Genomic DNA, 15,543 nt, shown 5'->3' with positions numbered 1-15,543 from the left:
CCGGGCGGTACGACGAGACTGTGCCTATGGACGAGACTGGGCCCATGAGTGAGGAGACCGGACCCATGAATGTCGAAGATCCGTACCTGTGGCTGGAAGAAGTGACCGGCGACGAGGCATTGGACTGGGTCCGCACCCGCAACGCCGGGACGCTGGAAGCGTTGACCTCCGGCGAGCGCTTCGCCGCGCTGCGGGACGGGATCCGGGAGGTGCTCGACGCCGACGGCCGCATCCCCTACGTCGTGCGCCGCGGCGCGCACCTCTACAACTTCTGGCAGGACGCCGGGCACCAGCGGGGCCTCTGGCGCCGCACCACGCTGAGCGGCTACCGCCAGGCCGAGCCCGAGTGGGAGGTGCTGCTCGACCTCGACGCGCTGGCCGAAGCCGAGGGCGAGAACTGGGTGTGGAAAGGCGCGGCGGTGCTGCGCCCGGACCATCGGCTGGGCCTGGTGCAGCTGTCGCGCGGTGGCGCGGACGCGACCGTGGTCCGCGAGTTCGACCTCGACGCGCACGCCTTCGTCGAAGGCGGGTTCTTCCTTCCCGAAGCGAAGAACCGCGTCGGCTGGATCGACGCTGACCGGCTGTACCTCGGCACCGACTTCGGCCCGGGCTCGCTGACGAGCTCCGGGTACCCGCGGCTGGCGAAGGAGTGGCGCCGCGGCACGCCGGTCGAGCAGGCCACGCTGGTGTACGAAGGCAAGCCGGACGACGTCTCCGTGACCGCCTACCACGACCCGACCGAGGGCTTCGAGCGCGACTTCGTCTCCCGCACCATCGAGTTCTACCGCACAGAGCTGTTCCAGCGGACGGCTTCCGGGCTGGTGAAGGTCGACGTGCCGGATGACGCGCGGGCCTCGGCGCACCGTGAATGGCTGCTGGTGCACCCGCGCACGCCGTGGACCGCCGGCGGCGTCGAATACCCGGGCGGCTCCCTGCTGGTGATCGGCTACGACGCCTTCATGGCCGGCTCCCGCGACTTCACCGCGCTGTTCACGCCGGACGCGCACACATCGCTGGACTACTGGGCCTGGACGCGCCACCACCTGCTGCTCGCGACGCTGCGCGACGTCAAGTCCGAGCTGCGCGCGCTCACCCCGGGCCCGGACGGCTGGGCGGAGGCGCCGCTGGGCGGGGCGCCGGAGTTCGGCAGCGCCGAGATCGTGGACACCGAGCCGGACGTCGACGACGAGTACCTCATCGACTCCTCCAGCTACCTGCAGCCCTCCACGCTGAGCCGCGGCGTTGTCGGCGAAGAGGTCGAGGTACTCAAGCAGGCGCCCGCATTCTTCGACACGGAAGGGATCGAGGTCAGCCAACACTTCGCGACTTCGGAGGACGGCACGAAGATCCCGTACTTCGTGGTGCGGCCTTCGGGCGCGGAAGGCGGCCCGACCCTGCTGACCGGCTACGGCGGCTTCGAGGTTTCGCTGACGCCCTCGTACAGCGGCGTGATCGGGCGCGGCTGGCTGGCGCGCGGCGGCACGTACGTCGTCGCGAACATCCGCGGCGGCGGCGAGTACGGGCCGGAATGGCACTCGAGCGCGATCAAGGCCGACCGGCACAAGGTGTACGAGGATTTCGCCGCCGTGGCCGCCGACCTGGCGGCCCGCGGGATCACCACGCCCGGGCAGCTGGGCATCCAGGGCGGCAGCAACGGCGGCCTGCTCATGGGCGTGATGCTCACGCGGTACCCGGAGCTGTTCGGCGCGATCGTCAGCCAGGTGCCGCTGCTCGACATGAAGCGCTACCACCTGCTGCTGGCGGGCGCGTCGTGGATGGCCGAGTGGGGCGACCCGGACGTGCCGGCGGAATGGGAGTACATCGCGAAGTACTCGCCGTACCAGAACGTCCACAAGGGACGGAAGTACCCGCCGGCCCTGTTCGCCACGTCCACCCGCGACGACCGCGTGCACCCCGGCCACGCCCGGAAGATGGTGGCGCGCATGACCGAACAGGGCCACGACGTCCAGTACTACGAGAACATCGAGGGCGGCCACGGCGGCGCGGCGGACAACAAGCAGCTCGCGTTCAAGTGGGCGCTGGTGTTCGAGTTCCTCTGGTCCCGCCTGGCGGGCTGACGCCGGAACGCCCGGAACGCGGGGGCGCCGCTGGGGCGCCCCCGCGTCACCGCCCGGCGCGGCGCCAGATCACCACCGCGCCCAGCACCAGCAGGACCACCGCGGCCAGCACGATCAGTCCCTTGATCAGCAGGTCCATCATCAGGTGGTGCAGGATCTCGTCGCCGTCGGCGAGGACCGCGGTCACCGGTCCCTCCGGGTGACGCTGTCGTCGATCCGCCGGACGGCCTCGCGGGCGAAGCGGTTCCCGAGCCCACCCCCACGCCGGGCTCGGGAACCGCCGGTGTGCCGCTCGTCCAGCACCCGTCCGGCGAACCGGGCGGCCGTCGCCACCCCGTCCCGTACACGATCACCCTTTCCCCTGCGCCGCAACGAAACCGCCACGCCGAAGACCACCAGCCCGAGGACCACCAGACCCCCGGCGATCAGGCCGAACCGGATCAGCAGCAGGTTGAGCACCGTCTCCATGTCTCCCACCTCATTTTTCTATCACACCTGTGACATAAACATTCGTATCACAGGTGTGATAGAAAGGTCCAGTGCCCAAGCAGGTCGACAGTGAGCAGCGGCGAGCGCACATCGCGGACGCCGTGCTGCGCCTGGCCGCGCGCGACGGGCTGCAGGCCGTGTCGCTGCGGTCGGTGGCGACCGAGGCCGGGCTGAACATCGGCTCGGTGCGGCACTATTTCGACGGCCAGCGCGACCTGATGCGCTTCGCCATGCGCTCGACCATCGACCGGGTGACGGCCCGGCTGGAGCGGCGCCGGGAGTCACTGCGCCCGCTGTCGGAGCTGACCCGCGACGAGGCGGCGGACCAGCTGACGGAGTTCCTGGCCGAGCTGCTCCCCCTCGACGCGGCCCGGCGGGCCGAGGCCACCGTGCTGGTGGAATTCCTCGTCGCGGCGCGGGTCGACCAGGAGATCGCCGACCTGGCCCGCGAGGCGATGCGGGGCACGCTTGCCCTGGCCCGGCGCATCACCGACGCGATGGCCAGTCAGGAGCTACTGCCATCCGAAGCCGCCGCCCCCGAAGCCCAGCGGCTGGCGGCCCTGCTGGACGGGCTGAGCTTCCGCGCCGCCCTGCAGCCCGAGGTGACTTCGGACCAGGAATGCCGCGACGTGCTGCGCGCACACCTCGCGTCGCTTCCGCGCTGACGCGGTTCTTCAGACCAGCCCCCGCGGCCGGGCCCGGCGTGGAAACGGCCGCACCCGAGCCGGCGTCGACCGTCCATAGTGGACCTCCACGAGCACCCGCTCGAACCGGACCAGCACCCCGGCGGCGAACGCGATCCGCGTGACCCCCAGCTCGCGCAACGCCCGCCCGTGGTCGAGCAGCACGACCACGAGCGCACCGGCGAGCAGCACCCGCCACCCGAACGCGACGGCCTTGCCGGTCGCCCCGCCGAACTCGCCGCGCAGCCGGTCGCAATGGAACGGCACGTGCCGCTCCTCGTCGGCCAGGATGCGCGCCGCGACCTCGCGGGTGAGCGGGTCACTGGTGCCGTCGCGCAGCGCCCGGTAGTACCGCAGCGCCACAACCTCGGCGATGAGCAGCACCATCAGCTCCAGCCGCAGCCCGAGCGCGCGCCGGAGCCGGACGAACACGGCGTCGGACCAGTGCGCGTCGATCGTCGCGCTCCCCGCGGCGGCCAGCAGCCGGGCGAGCAGCCGCGCGTGGTTCTGCTCCTCGGCCACGAAGAGCGCGACCGTCTGCCGATACCGCCCGCCCGCCTTGGCGAGGAGGTTGGCGCCGTCCCCGGACTCCCCGACCTGGAACCGCTGCACGCTCCGCGCCACCGCGGGATCAAGCCGCGCGCCCCGTGCCCACTCCGGTTCCGGCCGTACCCGCCGCCGCTCCGCTTCCCCTGTGAATTCCGTCAGCCAGTCCACGGCACCGATGGTGGCCCGCCGATGCGGCCGTGGGGCGGAGAAAGTGTGGAGATCCGGTGAGGTCCTGTGGGAAGGTCGGTGCCGAGGGCGAGGGGACCATCGTATGAAGGACTTTTCCACGGATTACCAGGCGGACGACCGCGCGAACCGGCTCCACGCCTACGAGCTCGAACAGTCGTCGACCGCCTGGTTCCTGAACCTCCGCGGCTCCGAGGAGACCACCCGGCACATCGTCGGGGCCCTGCCCCGCGCCCGGATCGTCCGGCCCGCGGCCGGCGATCGCCAGTGGCCGCAGCGGGTCCGGCTCGACTTCGAGCCACCCCCGAACCTGAGCGAGCTGCTGGAACTGCTCACCGACGTCTACGTCATCGAAATCAAGCACCGGGCTTCGCTCGACGCCGCACTCGCCCTGGACTTCTACCGGGAGGCCGCCGACGGCACCGGGCCGCAGCCCACTGAGACGGGCGAGTGGGTCCGCAGGGTGAAGCGCTACGACGAACATCGCGACCTCCCGCAGCCGGAGGTCGACGACGCCGGCAAGAAGCTCTGCGAAGCGCTCGTCGACGCGATCCTCCGGCACGAGTGGTTCCTCAGCTCCAGCAAGGTCCTCCTGGTCCCCGGCCACGAGCCCGGCCCGTCGGCCAGCGTCCTGCTCGGCGCCAACGTGGCCGAGCAGCTCGGCCGGCCCCTGGTCGGCGTCGAAGCGGTCGTCGCCAAACGGAAGCCCGCGAAACAGATGACCACGGCGGAACGCACCGGCCTGCTCGGCGGGTACCGGATCAAGGAGGACCTGGCCGGCGAAACCGTCCTCATCGTGGATGACCTCTACCAGACCGGTTCGACGATGGCCGGCGTCGCCCGCGCCGCCCGCGCGGCAGGCGCGGCGACGGTCCTCGGCATCGCGGCGACCCGGACCCTCAGCACGACCACGACCACCGACCGGAAGTTACGCGAGTCCCGCCGCCATCGTTGAACGCGACCGGGGCCCAAGCCGGGGCACGCGGCGAACGAGCCGTTCGGACGGCTCAGCGGTTCACGTGGACCGTCCGCCGGATCCAGCCCGAAAAGGCGGACACGTTGCTGTAGAGGCCCGGCCCGCCCGCGCAGGTCGCACGCGAGTCGCCGGGTCCCGAGGTGGTTCCGATCAGTTCCCACTGGCCGTCGAAGCCGCGCCGGATCTGCGGGCCGCCGGAATCCCCGATGCACGCCATGGCGTCCGGCTTCGGGCTGATCGTGCACAACCGGCTCCAGCCCGCGTAGCCGGGGCCGCACTCGGCGTCGGCGCCACGGCGCGTGTCGAGTTCCTGGAGCCGTTCCGCGTACGCCGCCTTGGAGAGGTCGTAGGTGTCGAGGACGGTGCCGAAGCCGAGGAGCCGGGTCGGGGTGCCGGGCGCGCCAGGCCGGGCGGCCATGCGGATGGGCCGCTCGGCGACCGGACGGTCGAGCTTGATCAGCGCGATGTCGTTCTGGTTGTACGGCTTCTCGCCGCTGAGCCGGTAACCGGGGTTCGTCACCGTCTTCGAGATGTGGCGGACCGTGCCCCCGGAGGACCGGAACTCACTGCCGACACGGATCGTGCCGTCCGGCGTCACCAGTTTCGGGTCCACGCAGTGCCCCGCCGTCACCACCCACTGGGGGTCGATCAGGGACGCCCCGCAGACGCCGTGCTGCCCGGTCCCGTTCACCGTCTCCGGGATCGAGGCCATGAACGAGTAGCGCTGCGCGGAGTCCTGCCCCTTCACGATGGCATCGGCGCTGCCGGCCGTCACCAGGGTGGCGCACACCGCGCCGGCGACCGCCACCGCGACGACGCTCGCCGTACGCCGGCGCGCGGACTTCAGCTTGACCACAGAGGGTGTCCCTTCACTCGGAGATGCGGACACACTCAGTTTTCGCGATCAAGATCAACGGGGACATCCGGACAGCACGCCTCTTCTGGGTAGGGCGAGCCCCCGATTTGGCTCCGCACGGTCAAATGTTCCACTGGTGGAGGGCACTTATTCGTACCGTGCGCTATCCATCCAGTTGCGGCCTGATCAGGCGCCCTCGGTCCAGTAGCTCTGAATCCTGGCGACCGCCTCACCCTTGCTCATCCCGGCCACCTCGGCCTCGTCGAGGCCGACACGCGAGATCAGCATGTGCACGAGGTCGGCAGGCAGGGCCTGCGCCGGCGGCTCAGGTGTCCCGCGAGCCGGCTTGATGCCGTCCTGCACGCACGACCAGAACACAGGTTCCTCCACTTCGAGCTGATCGCGGAGAATGTGCTTCCATATGCCCGGTCCGTAGCCGCTACGGTCCACCGGGTGCGAGATGCGAGTACGCAGAATCCTGCTGTCGACAAGATCGAGTTCGTAAGTGACGTGATGCGTTCCGGTCCACCCGCGAGCGTCGCGCACTCGGCGCCATTCCTCTGCCTGGCAGAACGTCTCGTGATCCTTGCGGGTTGGCTGCGGCCACGAAGTCACCGCGCGGCACCGACAAGCCAGTCACGCAGTTGCCCGTCGTCACTGAAGCTGATCAGCTGCACCAATCCCCAGTTGTCACGGTGGTTCGGAGCATCCAGCAGACGCTCCTGCCAATCCTGCGCATACTCCCGCAGGGCGTCGACCATCTCGTCGACCGCCTCGTCGAACGACGAGCCATCCGCAGCCACCGGCAGCCCCGGAATGAACACCGACCAACCACCGGCCTCTGGGACGACCTGGGTGTGCGACGGAACGATCGACGCGAGGAAGTGACGCAGCCGTTCGACATCCACAACTGCGGTCGTTGCGGAGTCACGCCGAACGGTGGCGACTCGCCCCTTCTCGGCGGCATCCAGCAAGTCCTTCAGATGTGCGCGCGCATCGGTGTAGCTGTCGTAGTGGACAGCAGACATGTCAGCCTCCCCGTGATCCTCACCAGGATGCCCTTCCAGCATAAGTACGTCAAGTACGTGACGTACTTATGCTGGCGAATGTTGCGTTGAGTGCAACCACGAACAGACATGGCAGAGCCGGGGCGGCAACCGCCACCCCGGCTCTGACCAGCCACTTCACCTACCGTCAGATGTTCTCAGCTGCAGCCGGAGGTGGCGCCGCAGCCTTCGCAGGCGTAGCAGGAGCCCGCGGGGCGCATCTTGGTGCCGCAGGTCATGCACAGCGGCGCGTCCGCGGCCTTGCCCAGGTGGAGTTCCATCAGCTCGGCCGTGCTCTGCGCGTCACGCGGGGAAGAGTCCGAAGTGGACTTCTCCACCTGCGCCGAGGACGAGTCGACGCTGGTGCGCAACGCTTCCAGGTCCACGTTCTGCCCGCCGTAGTTCGCCTCGACCTCGGCCGAGCGCTCGTCGGCGGTGAAGATGCCGAGCTGCGAACGCTTCTCGTACGGCAGGTAGTCCAGGGCCAGGCGGCGGAACAGGTAGTCCATCACGCTGGTCGCGATCCGGATGTCCGGGTCGTCGGTCATGCCCGCCGGCTCGAAGCGCAGGTTGGAGAACTTCGAGACGTAGAACTCCAGCGGGATGCCGTACTGCAGGCCCACCGAGATCGACATCGAGAACGCGTCCATCACGCCCGACAGGGTGGAGCCCTGCTTGCCGAGCTTCACGAAGATCTCGCCGAGGCCGTCGTCCGGGTACGAGCCGGCGTGCAGGTAGCCCTCGGCGCCGCCGACGGTGAAGGACACCGTCTGGCTCGGGCGCTTCTTCGGCAGGCGACGGCGCACCGGGCGGTACTCGACGACCTTCTCCGGCTCGGCCTCGGCCGTCTCCTCCTTCTTCTTGCCGGTGGAGAGCGGCTGGCCGACCTTGCAGTTGTCGCGGTAGATCGCGAGCGCCTTGAGTCCCAGCTTCCAGCCCTGGAAGTAGATTTCCTCGACCTCTTCGACGGTGGCCGACTCCGGCATGTTCACCGTCTTGGAGATGGCGCCGGACAGGAACGGCTGCACCGCGGCCATCATCCGGACGTGGCCCATCGGCGCGATCGAGCGCTCGCCGACCGCGCAGTCGAACACCTCGTAGTGCTCGGGGCGCAGGCCCGGCGCGTCGACCACGTGGCCGTGCTGCGCCACGTACTCGACGATCGCCTCGACCTGCTCGCCCGGGTAGCCCAGCACCTCGAGCGCGCGCGGCACCGTCTGGTTGACGATCTGCATCGAGCCGCCGCCGACGAGCTTCTTGAACTTCACCAGCGAGAAGTCCGGCTCGATGCCCGTGGTGTCGCAGTCCATCATGAAGCCGATGGTGCCGGTGGGCGCGAGCACCGAGGCCTGCGCGTTGCGCCAGCCGTGCCGCTCGCCCAGCTCGTTGCCGCGCCGCCACTCCTCGCTCGCCAGCGCGCGGACCGCCGCGTCGTTCGAATGGTGCGTGCGGACCAGCTCGTTCGCCGCCGCGTGCTTGCGCATCACCCGCTGGTGCGCCGCGGCGTTGCGGGCATAACCCTCATACGCGCCAACGGCCTTGGCCAGCTCGGCCGAACGCCGGTAGGACACCCCGGTCATCAGCGAGGTGATCGCCGCGGCGAGCGCCCGGCCGCCCTCGGAGTCGTACGCGTGGCCCAGCGCCATCAGCAGGGCGCCGAGGTTGGCGTAGCCGATGCCCAGCTGGCGGAACTTGCGGGTGGTCTCGCCGATCGGGTCGGTCGGGAAGTCGGCGAAGCAGATCGAGACGTCCATCGCGGTGATGACCAGCTCGACGGCCTTCGCGAACAGCGGCGCGTCGAACGTGCCCTCGGCCGAGACGAACTTCAGCAGGTTCAGCGACGCCAGGTTGCAGCTGGAGTTGTCCAGGTGCATGTACTCGCTGCACGGGTTGGACGCGGTGATCCGGCCGGACTCCGGGCAGGTGTGCCAGTCGTTGATCGTGCCGTCGTACTGTACGCCGGGGTCGGCGCACTCCCACGCCGCCTGCGCCAGGGTGCGGAACAGCTTCTTCGCGTCGAGGCGCTCGATCTCCTCGCCGGTGAGCCGGGCGCGGAGGGCGAACTGCCCCTCGGTCTCGACCGCCTGCATGAACTCGTCGGAGACGCGGACCGAGTTGTTGGCGTTCTGGTACTGCACCGAGGAGATGTCGGCGCCGGAGAGGTCCATGTCGAACCCGGCGTCGCGGAGGACCTTGATCTTCGCCTCTTCGCGCGCCTTGGTCTGGATGAACTCCTCGATGTCCGGGTGGTCGACGTCGAGCACGACCATCTTCGCCGCGCGGCGTGTGGCGCCGCCGGACTTGATCGTGCCCGCGGACGCGTCGGCGCCGCGCATGAACGACACCGGGCCGGACGCGGTGCCGCCGGAGGTCAGCAGCTCCTTCGAGGAGCGGATGCGGGAGAGGTTGAGTCCCGCGCCGGAGCCGCCCTTGAAGATCAGGCCCTCCTCGCGGTACCAGTTGAGGATCGACTCCATCGTGTCGTCGACGGCCAGGATGAAGCAGGCGGACACCTGCTGCTTCGACGCCGTGCCGACGTTGAACCAGACCGGCGAGTTGAAGCTGAAGACCTGGTGCAGCAGCATCCAGGTGAGCTCGTGCTCGAAGACCTCGAGGTCGCCCGGGGTGGCGAAGTAGGCGTTGTCGGCCGCGGCCTTGACGTAGGTCTTCACCACGCGGTCGATGAGCTGCTTGAGGCTGCTCTCGCGCTGCGGCGAACCGACCGCGCCGCGGAAGTACTTGCTGGTGACGATGTTGGTGGCGTTGACCGACCAGGAGCCGGGGAACTCGACCCCGCGCTGCTCGAAGTTCACGCTGCCGTCGCGCCAGTTGGTCATCACGACGTCGCGCTGCTCCCAGGCGACCTCGTCATACGGGTGCACGCCGTCGGTGGTGAAGACCCGCTCGACGGTCAGCCCGCCGCCACTGGACTTCTTCTTGCCACGCCCGGCCGTCGCTGCGCCGGTTCCCACGGTTTCGGTCATCGGGTCTCATCCCCTTGCTCCCGCGCGCAGCCGGCGACTCTCAATCGCCTTCGGCGCGCTCGCCTTCTTCTTCCGCAGCAGCACCCGCCATGGCCTCGCGCAGGTCGGAGATCTCCTTCTCGAAGTCCTCGACCGAGGAGAACGAGCGGTAGACGCTGGCGAACCGGAGGTAGGCGACCCCGTCGAGCTCACGCAGCGGGCCCAGGATCGCCAGGCCGACCTCGTGACTCGGGATCTCCGCCAGCCCGGCGGAGCGGATCGACTCCTCCACGCGCTGCGCGAGCTTCTGCAGCGCGTCGTCGTCGACCGGCCGGCCTTGGCACGCCCGGCGGACGCCGTTCACGACCTTGTCCCGGCTGAACTGCTCGGTGACGCCGGACCGCTTGACGACGGCGAGCACCATCGTCTCCGACGTGGTGAAGCGCCGGCCGCACTGCGCACACGAGCGCCGCCGCCGGATCGCCTGACCCTCATCCACCTCTCGGGAGTCGACGACCCGAGAGTCCGCATGCCGGCAGAACGGGCACCTCATCCGCCGATCACCTTCCCCTCCGCACCGGCCGATTCCTTCGCCGCCCGGCCCCTGCCGCCACGCTACGGCCTGGGTCACGACCACCCCGCACGGCCCCGTGCCTGGTGATCGACATGTGGACAGCCGGTGGGTGAACGCCGGTCAGCTGTGGACAACTGCCACCGAGTCTACCCCAACCTGTGGACCAACTACAGCGGTGTAACTACTAGATATAGGGGCAGACCTTAGGTCGCCCCGGGGCCGCACGCAAGCCACGGGGCAAGAAGGACCCCACAGGGTGACGGGCGTCCGAGCCCGGTCCGCGACCGGACGGATCCGGGCGGTCACGGGCTGGGGCGATGGGACTGTGGAGCGGCGAACATCGGCTGGTTCCGAGAGGGCGCGCGGGGCGGGTCCGGGCTGTGATGGCGCGGGGGAATCGGGGCTGCGGAGCGGCGGGCATCAACCCGAGTCGGAGAGGACGCGCCGAGTAGTCCGGGCAGTCCGGGCGGTCGAAGTGATCCGGGCAGTCGCGGTGGGCGTAGAAAGTCCGAGTGGCCTCGGCAGCCCGGGCGGTCGTGGTAGCCGGGCGGTCGTGGCAGTCCGGGCGGTCACGAGGCGGAGAATCCGGCGGGCGGTGGATCTGCCTCCACTGCCGGGGAGCACCTCCGTGGTGGCGAGCCATCTCTGATGGGGCTATCCCCATCAGAGGAACCATCTCCGTCCTCCATCAGAGGAGCCGCCATCGCTGGGACACCTCCCCCGCGAGCCACCTCCGGCCCGGCAGCTCACGCCATCGGCAAGCTTCTCCTCCACCCATTGGCAGCCTTCTCCTCGACGCGAAGATGCCCACGTCGCCACGATCGCCCACGTCGGCCTCTATCCAGCACAGCCGTCACAACGTCACGGAGTTCAGGAACCCAGCCCGGCACCGCCGCCGGCGACCGGCACGGTGAGGGGCAGCCCTGGGGTCAGGACGGCGCCATCCAGGTTGTTGAGCTGTTTGATGCGCGTCACCACGGCATCCTGGTCGCTGTCGGGGGCGAACCGGGCGGCGATCGCGGACAGGGTGTCGCCCTGCTCGACCGACACTGAAGCGGTGCGGGACGGGACCGCGCCACCCGGTGCGCCCGCGCCGAAGACACCGAGAGCGGTGACCACCAGGCAGGCGGCCGCGGCGATGGCGAGCAGCCACGGCCAGCGGACGGCTGGCCGGCGCGCCTCGGCGCACGCGGCGGCGGTGCCCTTGCGGCCCGCGACGACACGCGCGCGGGTCGGTGGCCGCAGCGGCTCGCCGCGGCGCTCGCGCGCCACTCGCGCCGGGGCGGAAGGGCCCGGCGCGACGTCGCGGCGGGCAGGGGCGACCTGACGGACGGGGCGAAGCGGGCGGACCAGCCCGCGGTCGGCCAGGATCGACATGGCGAACCTCCTCGTTACCTGCTGTTCGGTTCGAACCCAGCCCCGCGCGACGCCCTCACCGGCGACGATGTGGATTAGGTCGAACAGGCGTTCTATCGAACGCCCGTGCGAAGGTCTACCACCCCGCACCGACAAAATCGAGAGGACACGGCGTGTCGATCGAACAGATGTTTGAAATCGTCGTTACTGACGGCTAACGTCGGTCACCAGGACATCTGCCGGGCAGATGTCGTCGGCGAGCGCGCCCGCAGCAGCGGGTGCCGGCCGGCGCACGCGGAACGCGCGGCCCGCCCTCGTGGCGGCCGCGGGACGGCTGGAGGAAACGCAGTGGCCAAGGAGAGCAAGGCGGGCACCACGCCCGGTGGCCCGGGCAAGGTGAGCGCCCTTCCCGAGGTCTACGACGTGGACGACGCGCTCACCGTGCGTCAGCAGCAGGTGCTGGACGTGATCCGGACCTGGGTGAGCCGGTTCGGCTACCCGCCGAGCGTCCGGGAGATCGGCGAGGCCGTGGGGCTCACCTCGACCTCGTCGGTGTCGCACCAGCTGCGCGCGTTGCAGCGCAAGGGTTATCTGCGCCGGGACGCGAACCGGCCGCGCGCGGTCGGCGTGCTGTCGACCACCGACGACAACCCGATGGGCATCGACATCGACCAGCAGCCGTCCATGCCGAAGGCGGCGTACGTGCCGCTGGTGGGCCGGATCGCCGCGGGCGGGCCGGTGCTCGCGGAGCAGGCCATCGAGGATGTTTTCCCGCTGCCGCGCGAGATCGTCGGCGAGGGCGAGCTGTTCCTGCTGAGCGTCACCGGGGACTCGATGGTCGACGCGGCCATCACCAACGGCGACTGGGTGGTCGTCCGCCAGCAGCCGACGGCCGACAACGGCGAGATCGTCGCGGCGATGATCGACGGCGAGGCCACCGTGAAGACGTTCAAGCGCAAGGACGGCCACATCTGGCTGATGCCGCACAACGACGCGTACGAGCCGATCCCCGGCGACGACGCCACGATCCTGGGCAAGGTCGTCGCGGTCCTGCGCCGCCTCTGAACCGGGCCTCCGGCCGTGCGGTGACGACGAGGAAGCCCGGCCTCGGTCGTACCCGCGGTGACGGAGGTGCCCGCCGCGGCCGGAACCGGCGCCCGTCTCTGGGGGGACGGCGCCGGAACCGCCGCGTGACTGTCCTCAGTAGACAGATCCGGGGCGGGCGGAGCCGGCCGCGCCGCGTGGCCCGCCGGCGTCAGCGGCGGCGCAGCTTGCGCACCAGCAACCAGCCGCCGAAGACCACCACGATCGCCAGCACCGCCGCCGGGAGCGGGGAAACTCCCCCGCCGGACGAAGAACCGGCCGCCGCCTCGCCCTGGGGCGCGCCGGCCGCCGGGGCTCCGGCAGCGGAAGCCAGCGACGCGGCGTTCTTCACCGCGCGGATGGGCTGGCCGACCCCTTCACCGCCGGACAACAGCGTGCCGTCGGGCTCAAAAGCCAATGCCTCGCCCTGTTTCTCCCCCGCCAGGGGGACCCGGACGGGCGTGCCCTTCAGCGCCGCGGCGACGTCGCCGTCCGGGGCGGCGTACAGGTAAGCGTCGGTGTAAGTGCGCAGCGCGACCAGGGTGCCGTCGGCGCTGGTCGCGCCGCCCGTCACCAGCACCGAGCCGAAGGCGCCCACCGGGCCGCCCTTCGTGTCGGTGGTGTGGATGGTGACCGTGCCGACCTGCTCCAGCGGGGTCGGGCCGGGCGTCGCGAGCGGGCCGTTCGGGCGGTACACCTTCGCGTCGCCCAGGATGTCCTTGGTGACCAGGTACGGCGTGCCGGACCGGTCCAGCAACAGGGCTTCGGTGTCGTGCGGCCCGTCCGGGTAGGTCAGCCGGTGCAGCGTCACGGCGCCCCCGGACGGCTTCAGCTCCAGCAGGGCCACGGTGGCCCGCTTGTTGCTGTTGTCCCCGGTGTCCGAGAGCCACAACGTTCCGTCGGCCGCGCGGGCGAGGTCCTCGACGTCGTACGGGTCGTTGCTCGCGGAAAGCACGTCCTGCACGGCGCACGAACGGTCCAGCACGAACACCTGGACCTTGGTTCCGCCGTCGTTGATCGCATACCAGTGCGTGCCGTCGGAGACCAGGCCCGAAAGCTCGGTCACGCGCGGATCCGTCACCTGGCACACCGTTTCGGGCGCGGGCGGTGCCGCGGCCGAGGCGGGCAAGGCGCCGATCAGCAGGAAAAACGCCGCCACCGCGAGGACGACTCGCACCAGCTCACCTCCGTAGTGCGCGGCCGGGATCAACCGCACACTACGGAAGACGCGCTAGCGGGGTGAGGAGTTGGTCTCGAACTGGCGCAACGCGGCCGCGAGGTCCGGGTGGACCCGCACGAGCAGCCGGGTGCCGTCGGCGACGTGCTCCTCTTCCAGCACCTCGCCGTCCGCGTGGGCGCGGGCCACGAGCTCACCCCGCGTGTACGGGACAAGCGCGTCGACCACCACCTCCGGGCGCGGGAGCCGGTCGGCCAGCACCTCGGCCAGCTCCGGGATGCCCGCGCCGGTGCGCGCGGAGACCAGCACGGAGCCGGCCAGCTGGTGCCGCAGCCGGGCCAGGGTGACCTGGTCGGCCGCGTCGGCCTTGTTGATCACGAGCAGCTCCGGCGGGAGCGGCTCCTTGCGGGTGCCGGTGATCTCCGCGAGCACCTCGCGCACGGCGTTCACCTGCTCTTCGGGCGCCGGGTCGGCGCCGTCGACGACGTGCACCAGCAGGTCGGCGTCGGCCGCTTCCTCCAGCGTCGAGCGGAACGCGTCCACCAGCTGGTGCGGCAGGTGCCGCACGAAGCCGACGGTGTCGGTGAGGGTGAACGTGCGCCCGTCCGCCGTCTGCGCCCGCCGGGTGGTCGGGTCCAGGGTGGCGAACAGCGCGTCCTCGACCAGCACGCCCGCGCCGGTCAGCGCGTTGAGCAGGCTCGACTTGCCGGCGTTGGTGTAGCCGACGATGGCCACGCTGGGCACCTCGTTGGCCACGCGCCGGCCGCGCTTGGTCTCGCGGATGGTGTCCATCGCGGCGATCTCGCGGCGCAGCTTGGACACGCGCTTGTTGATCCGCCGCCGGTCGGTCTCGAGCTTGGTCTCACCGGGACCGCGCAGGCCCACGCCGCCGTTCGCGCCGCCGGCGCGGCCACCGCCCTGCCGGGACAGCGACGCGCCCCAGCCGCGCAGCCTGGGGATCAGGTACTGCAGCTGGGCCAGCTCGACCTGCGCCTTGCCCTCCTTGGAGCTGGCGTGCTGCGCGAAGATGTCGAGGATCAGGGCGGTCCGGTCGATCACCTTGACCTTGACCTTCTCCTCGAGCTGGCGCAGCTGGCCGGGCGAGAGCTCCCCGTCGCAGATCACCGTGTCGGCGCCGGTCGCGATGACCACGTCACGCAGCTCCCGCACCTTGCCGGAGCCGATGTACGTGGCCGGATCGGGCTGCACGCGCCGCTGGACCAGGCCTTCGAGCACCTCGGAGCCCGCGGTCTCGGCCAGCCTGGCCAGCTCCGCGAGCGAGGCGTCGTTCTGCTCGGCCGTGCCGCCTGCCCACACGCCGACCAGGACGACCCGCTCCAGCCGCAGCTGCCGGTACTCGACCTCGGTGACGTCCGCGAGCTCGGTGGAGAGCCCCGCTACCCGGCGGAGCGAGGCGCGGTCCTCGAGCTCCATTTCGCCGGTGGACGGGTCTTCCTCGTAGTGGTCTTCGTGTGTCAGTTCTGTCATCGTGCCTCCATGCTCCCACGATTCCACGCGGGAGCCGAG

15 protein-coding genes are annotated in these 15,543 nt (G+C 70.5%); 4 read left to right on the top strand and 11 right to left on the bottom strand.

Going from position 1 to position 15,543, the window contains the following annotated elements:
- Positions 1–65 precede the first annotated feature (65 nt).
- Entirely contained in the window at positions 66–2,078 is a 2,013-nt protein-coding gene (locus OG943_RS01155) for a prolyl oligopeptidase family serine peptidase (protein WP_328607778.1), read from the top strand.
- A gap of 46 nt (positions 2,079–2,124) precedes the next feature.
- Here the strand turns inward: OG943_RS01155 and OG943_RS01150 are convergent, their stop codons facing one another.
- Positions 2,125–2,265: a hypothetical protein gene (locus OG943_RS01150; RefSeq protein WP_328607777.1), complete on the bottom strand. Its 141-nt coding sequence runs from the start codon at positions 2,263–2,265 to the stop codon at positions 2,125–2,127.
- Entirely contained in the window at positions 2,262–2,546 is a 285-nt protein-coding gene (locus tag OG943_RS01145) for a hypothetical protein (protein ID WP_328607776.1), read from the bottom strand. The genes OG943_RS01150 and OG943_RS01145 overlap by 4 nt, the downstream gene beginning before the upstream one ends.
- Positions 2,547–2,617: 71 nt before the next feature.
- Between OG943_RS01145 and OG943_RS01140 the strand changes: the two genes are divergently transcribed.
- On the top strand, positions 2,618–3,232 hold the full coding sequence (locus OG943_RS01140) for a TetR/AcrR family transcriptional regulator (RefSeq protein ID WP_328607775.1): 615 nt from the start codon (positions 2,618–2,620) through the stop codon (positions 3,230–3,232).
- A gap of 9 nt (positions 3,233–3,241) precedes the next feature.
- Here OG943_RS01140 and OG943_RS01135 read toward each other — a convergent pair whose 3' ends face one another.
- A complete protein-coding gene (locus OG943_RS01135; protein WP_442874677.1) occupies positions 3,242–3,967 on the bottom strand; it encodes a ferritin-like domain-containing protein in 726 nt (241 codons plus the stop codon).
- A gap of 103 nt (positions 3,968–4,070) precedes the next feature.
- On the opposite strand from OG943_RS01135, the gene OG943_RS01130 reads away from it, so the two are divergent.
- On the top strand, positions 4,071–4,940 hold the full coding sequence (locus OG943_RS01130; RefSeq protein WP_328607774.1) for a phosphoribosyltransferase: 870 nt from the start codon (positions 4,071–4,073) through the stop codon (positions 4,938–4,940).
- 52 nt (positions 4,941–4,992) lie between these two features.
- Here OG943_RS01130 and OG943_RS01125 read toward each other — a convergent pair whose 3' ends face one another.
- From OG943_RS01125 to OG943_RS01100, 6 genes are all read right to left on the bottom strand, one after another.
- Positions 4,993–5,817: a S1 family peptidase gene (locus OG943_RS01125; RefSeq protein ID WP_328607773.1), complete on the bottom strand. Its 825-nt coding sequence runs from the start codon at positions 5,815–5,817 to the stop codon at positions 4,993–4,995.
- Positions 5,818–6,003: 186 nt separating this feature from the next.
- The gene (locus OG943_RS01120; protein WP_328607772.1) at positions 6,004–6,363 is read right to left on the bottom strand and encodes a cytotoxic translational repressor of toxin-antitoxin stability system; all 360 of its coding nucleotides are present in this window, start codon (positions 6,361–6,363) and stop codon (positions 6,004–6,006) included.
- A 65-nt stretch (positions 6,364–6,428) separates the two neighbouring features.
- Positions 6,429–6,845 carry a type II toxin-antitoxin system HicB family antitoxin gene (locus OG943_RS01115; protein ID WP_328607771.1) on the bottom strand — a complete coding sequence of 139 codons (417 nt, stop codon included), beginning with the start codon at positions 6,843–6,845 and terminating at the stop codon, positions 6,429–6,431.
- A gap of 176 nt (positions 6,846–7,021) precedes the next feature.
- Positions 7,022–9,847 (bottom strand): vitamin B12-dependent ribonucleotide reductase, encoded by a 2,826-nt coding sequence (locus tag OG943_RS01110; RefSeq protein WP_328607770.1) that lies wholly within the window; start codon positions 9,845–9,847, stop codon positions 7,022–7,024.
- Positions 9,848–9,887: 40 nt separating this feature from the next.
- Entirely contained in the window at positions 9,888–10,379 is a 492-nt protein-coding gene (gene nrdR, locus OG943_RS01105; RefSeq protein WP_328607769.1) for a transcriptional regulator NrdR, read from the bottom strand.
- Positions 10,380–11,270: 891 nt separating this feature from the next.
- Entirely contained in the window at positions 11,271–11,777 is a 507-nt protein-coding gene (locus tag OG943_RS01100; RefSeq protein ID WP_328607768.1) for a LysM peptidoglycan-binding domain-containing protein, read from the bottom strand.
- Positions 11,778–12,104: 327 nt separating this feature from the next.
- On the opposite strand from OG943_RS01100, the gene lexA reads away from it, so the two are divergent.
- Positions 12,105–12,821, top strand: a complete 717-nt coding sequence (gene lexA / locus OG943_RS01095; protein WP_328607767.1) for a transcriptional repressor LexA — start codon at positions 12,105–12,107, stop codon at positions 12,819–12,821.
- 190 nt (positions 12,822–13,011) lie between these two features.
- On the opposite strand, the gene OG943_RS01090 is transcribed toward lexA, so the two are convergent.
- Together OG943_RS01090 and hflX are read right to left on the bottom strand one after the other, a co-directional pair.
- Positions 13,012–14,016: a hypothetical protein gene (locus OG943_RS01090; RefSeq protein WP_328607766.1), complete on the bottom strand. Its 1,005-nt coding sequence runs from the start codon at positions 14,014–14,016 to the stop codon at positions 13,012–13,014.
- A gap of 54 nt (positions 14,017–14,070) precedes the next feature.
- Entirely contained in the window at positions 14,071–15,504 is a 1,434-nt protein-coding gene (gene hflX / locus OG943_RS01085; protein WP_328607765.1) for a GTPase HflX, read from the bottom strand.
- Positions 15,505–15,543: the final 39 nt, after the last annotated feature.

This window comes from Amycolatopsis sp. NBC_00345 (assembly GCF_036116635.1).
In the GTDB taxonomy this organism is placed as follows: Bacteria; Actinomycetota; Actinomycetes; order Mycobacteriales; family Pseudonocardiaceae; genus Amycolatopsis.
Note: the sequence above shows the minus strand (reverse complement) of the source record. Positions and strands in the feature narration are given on the sequence as shown.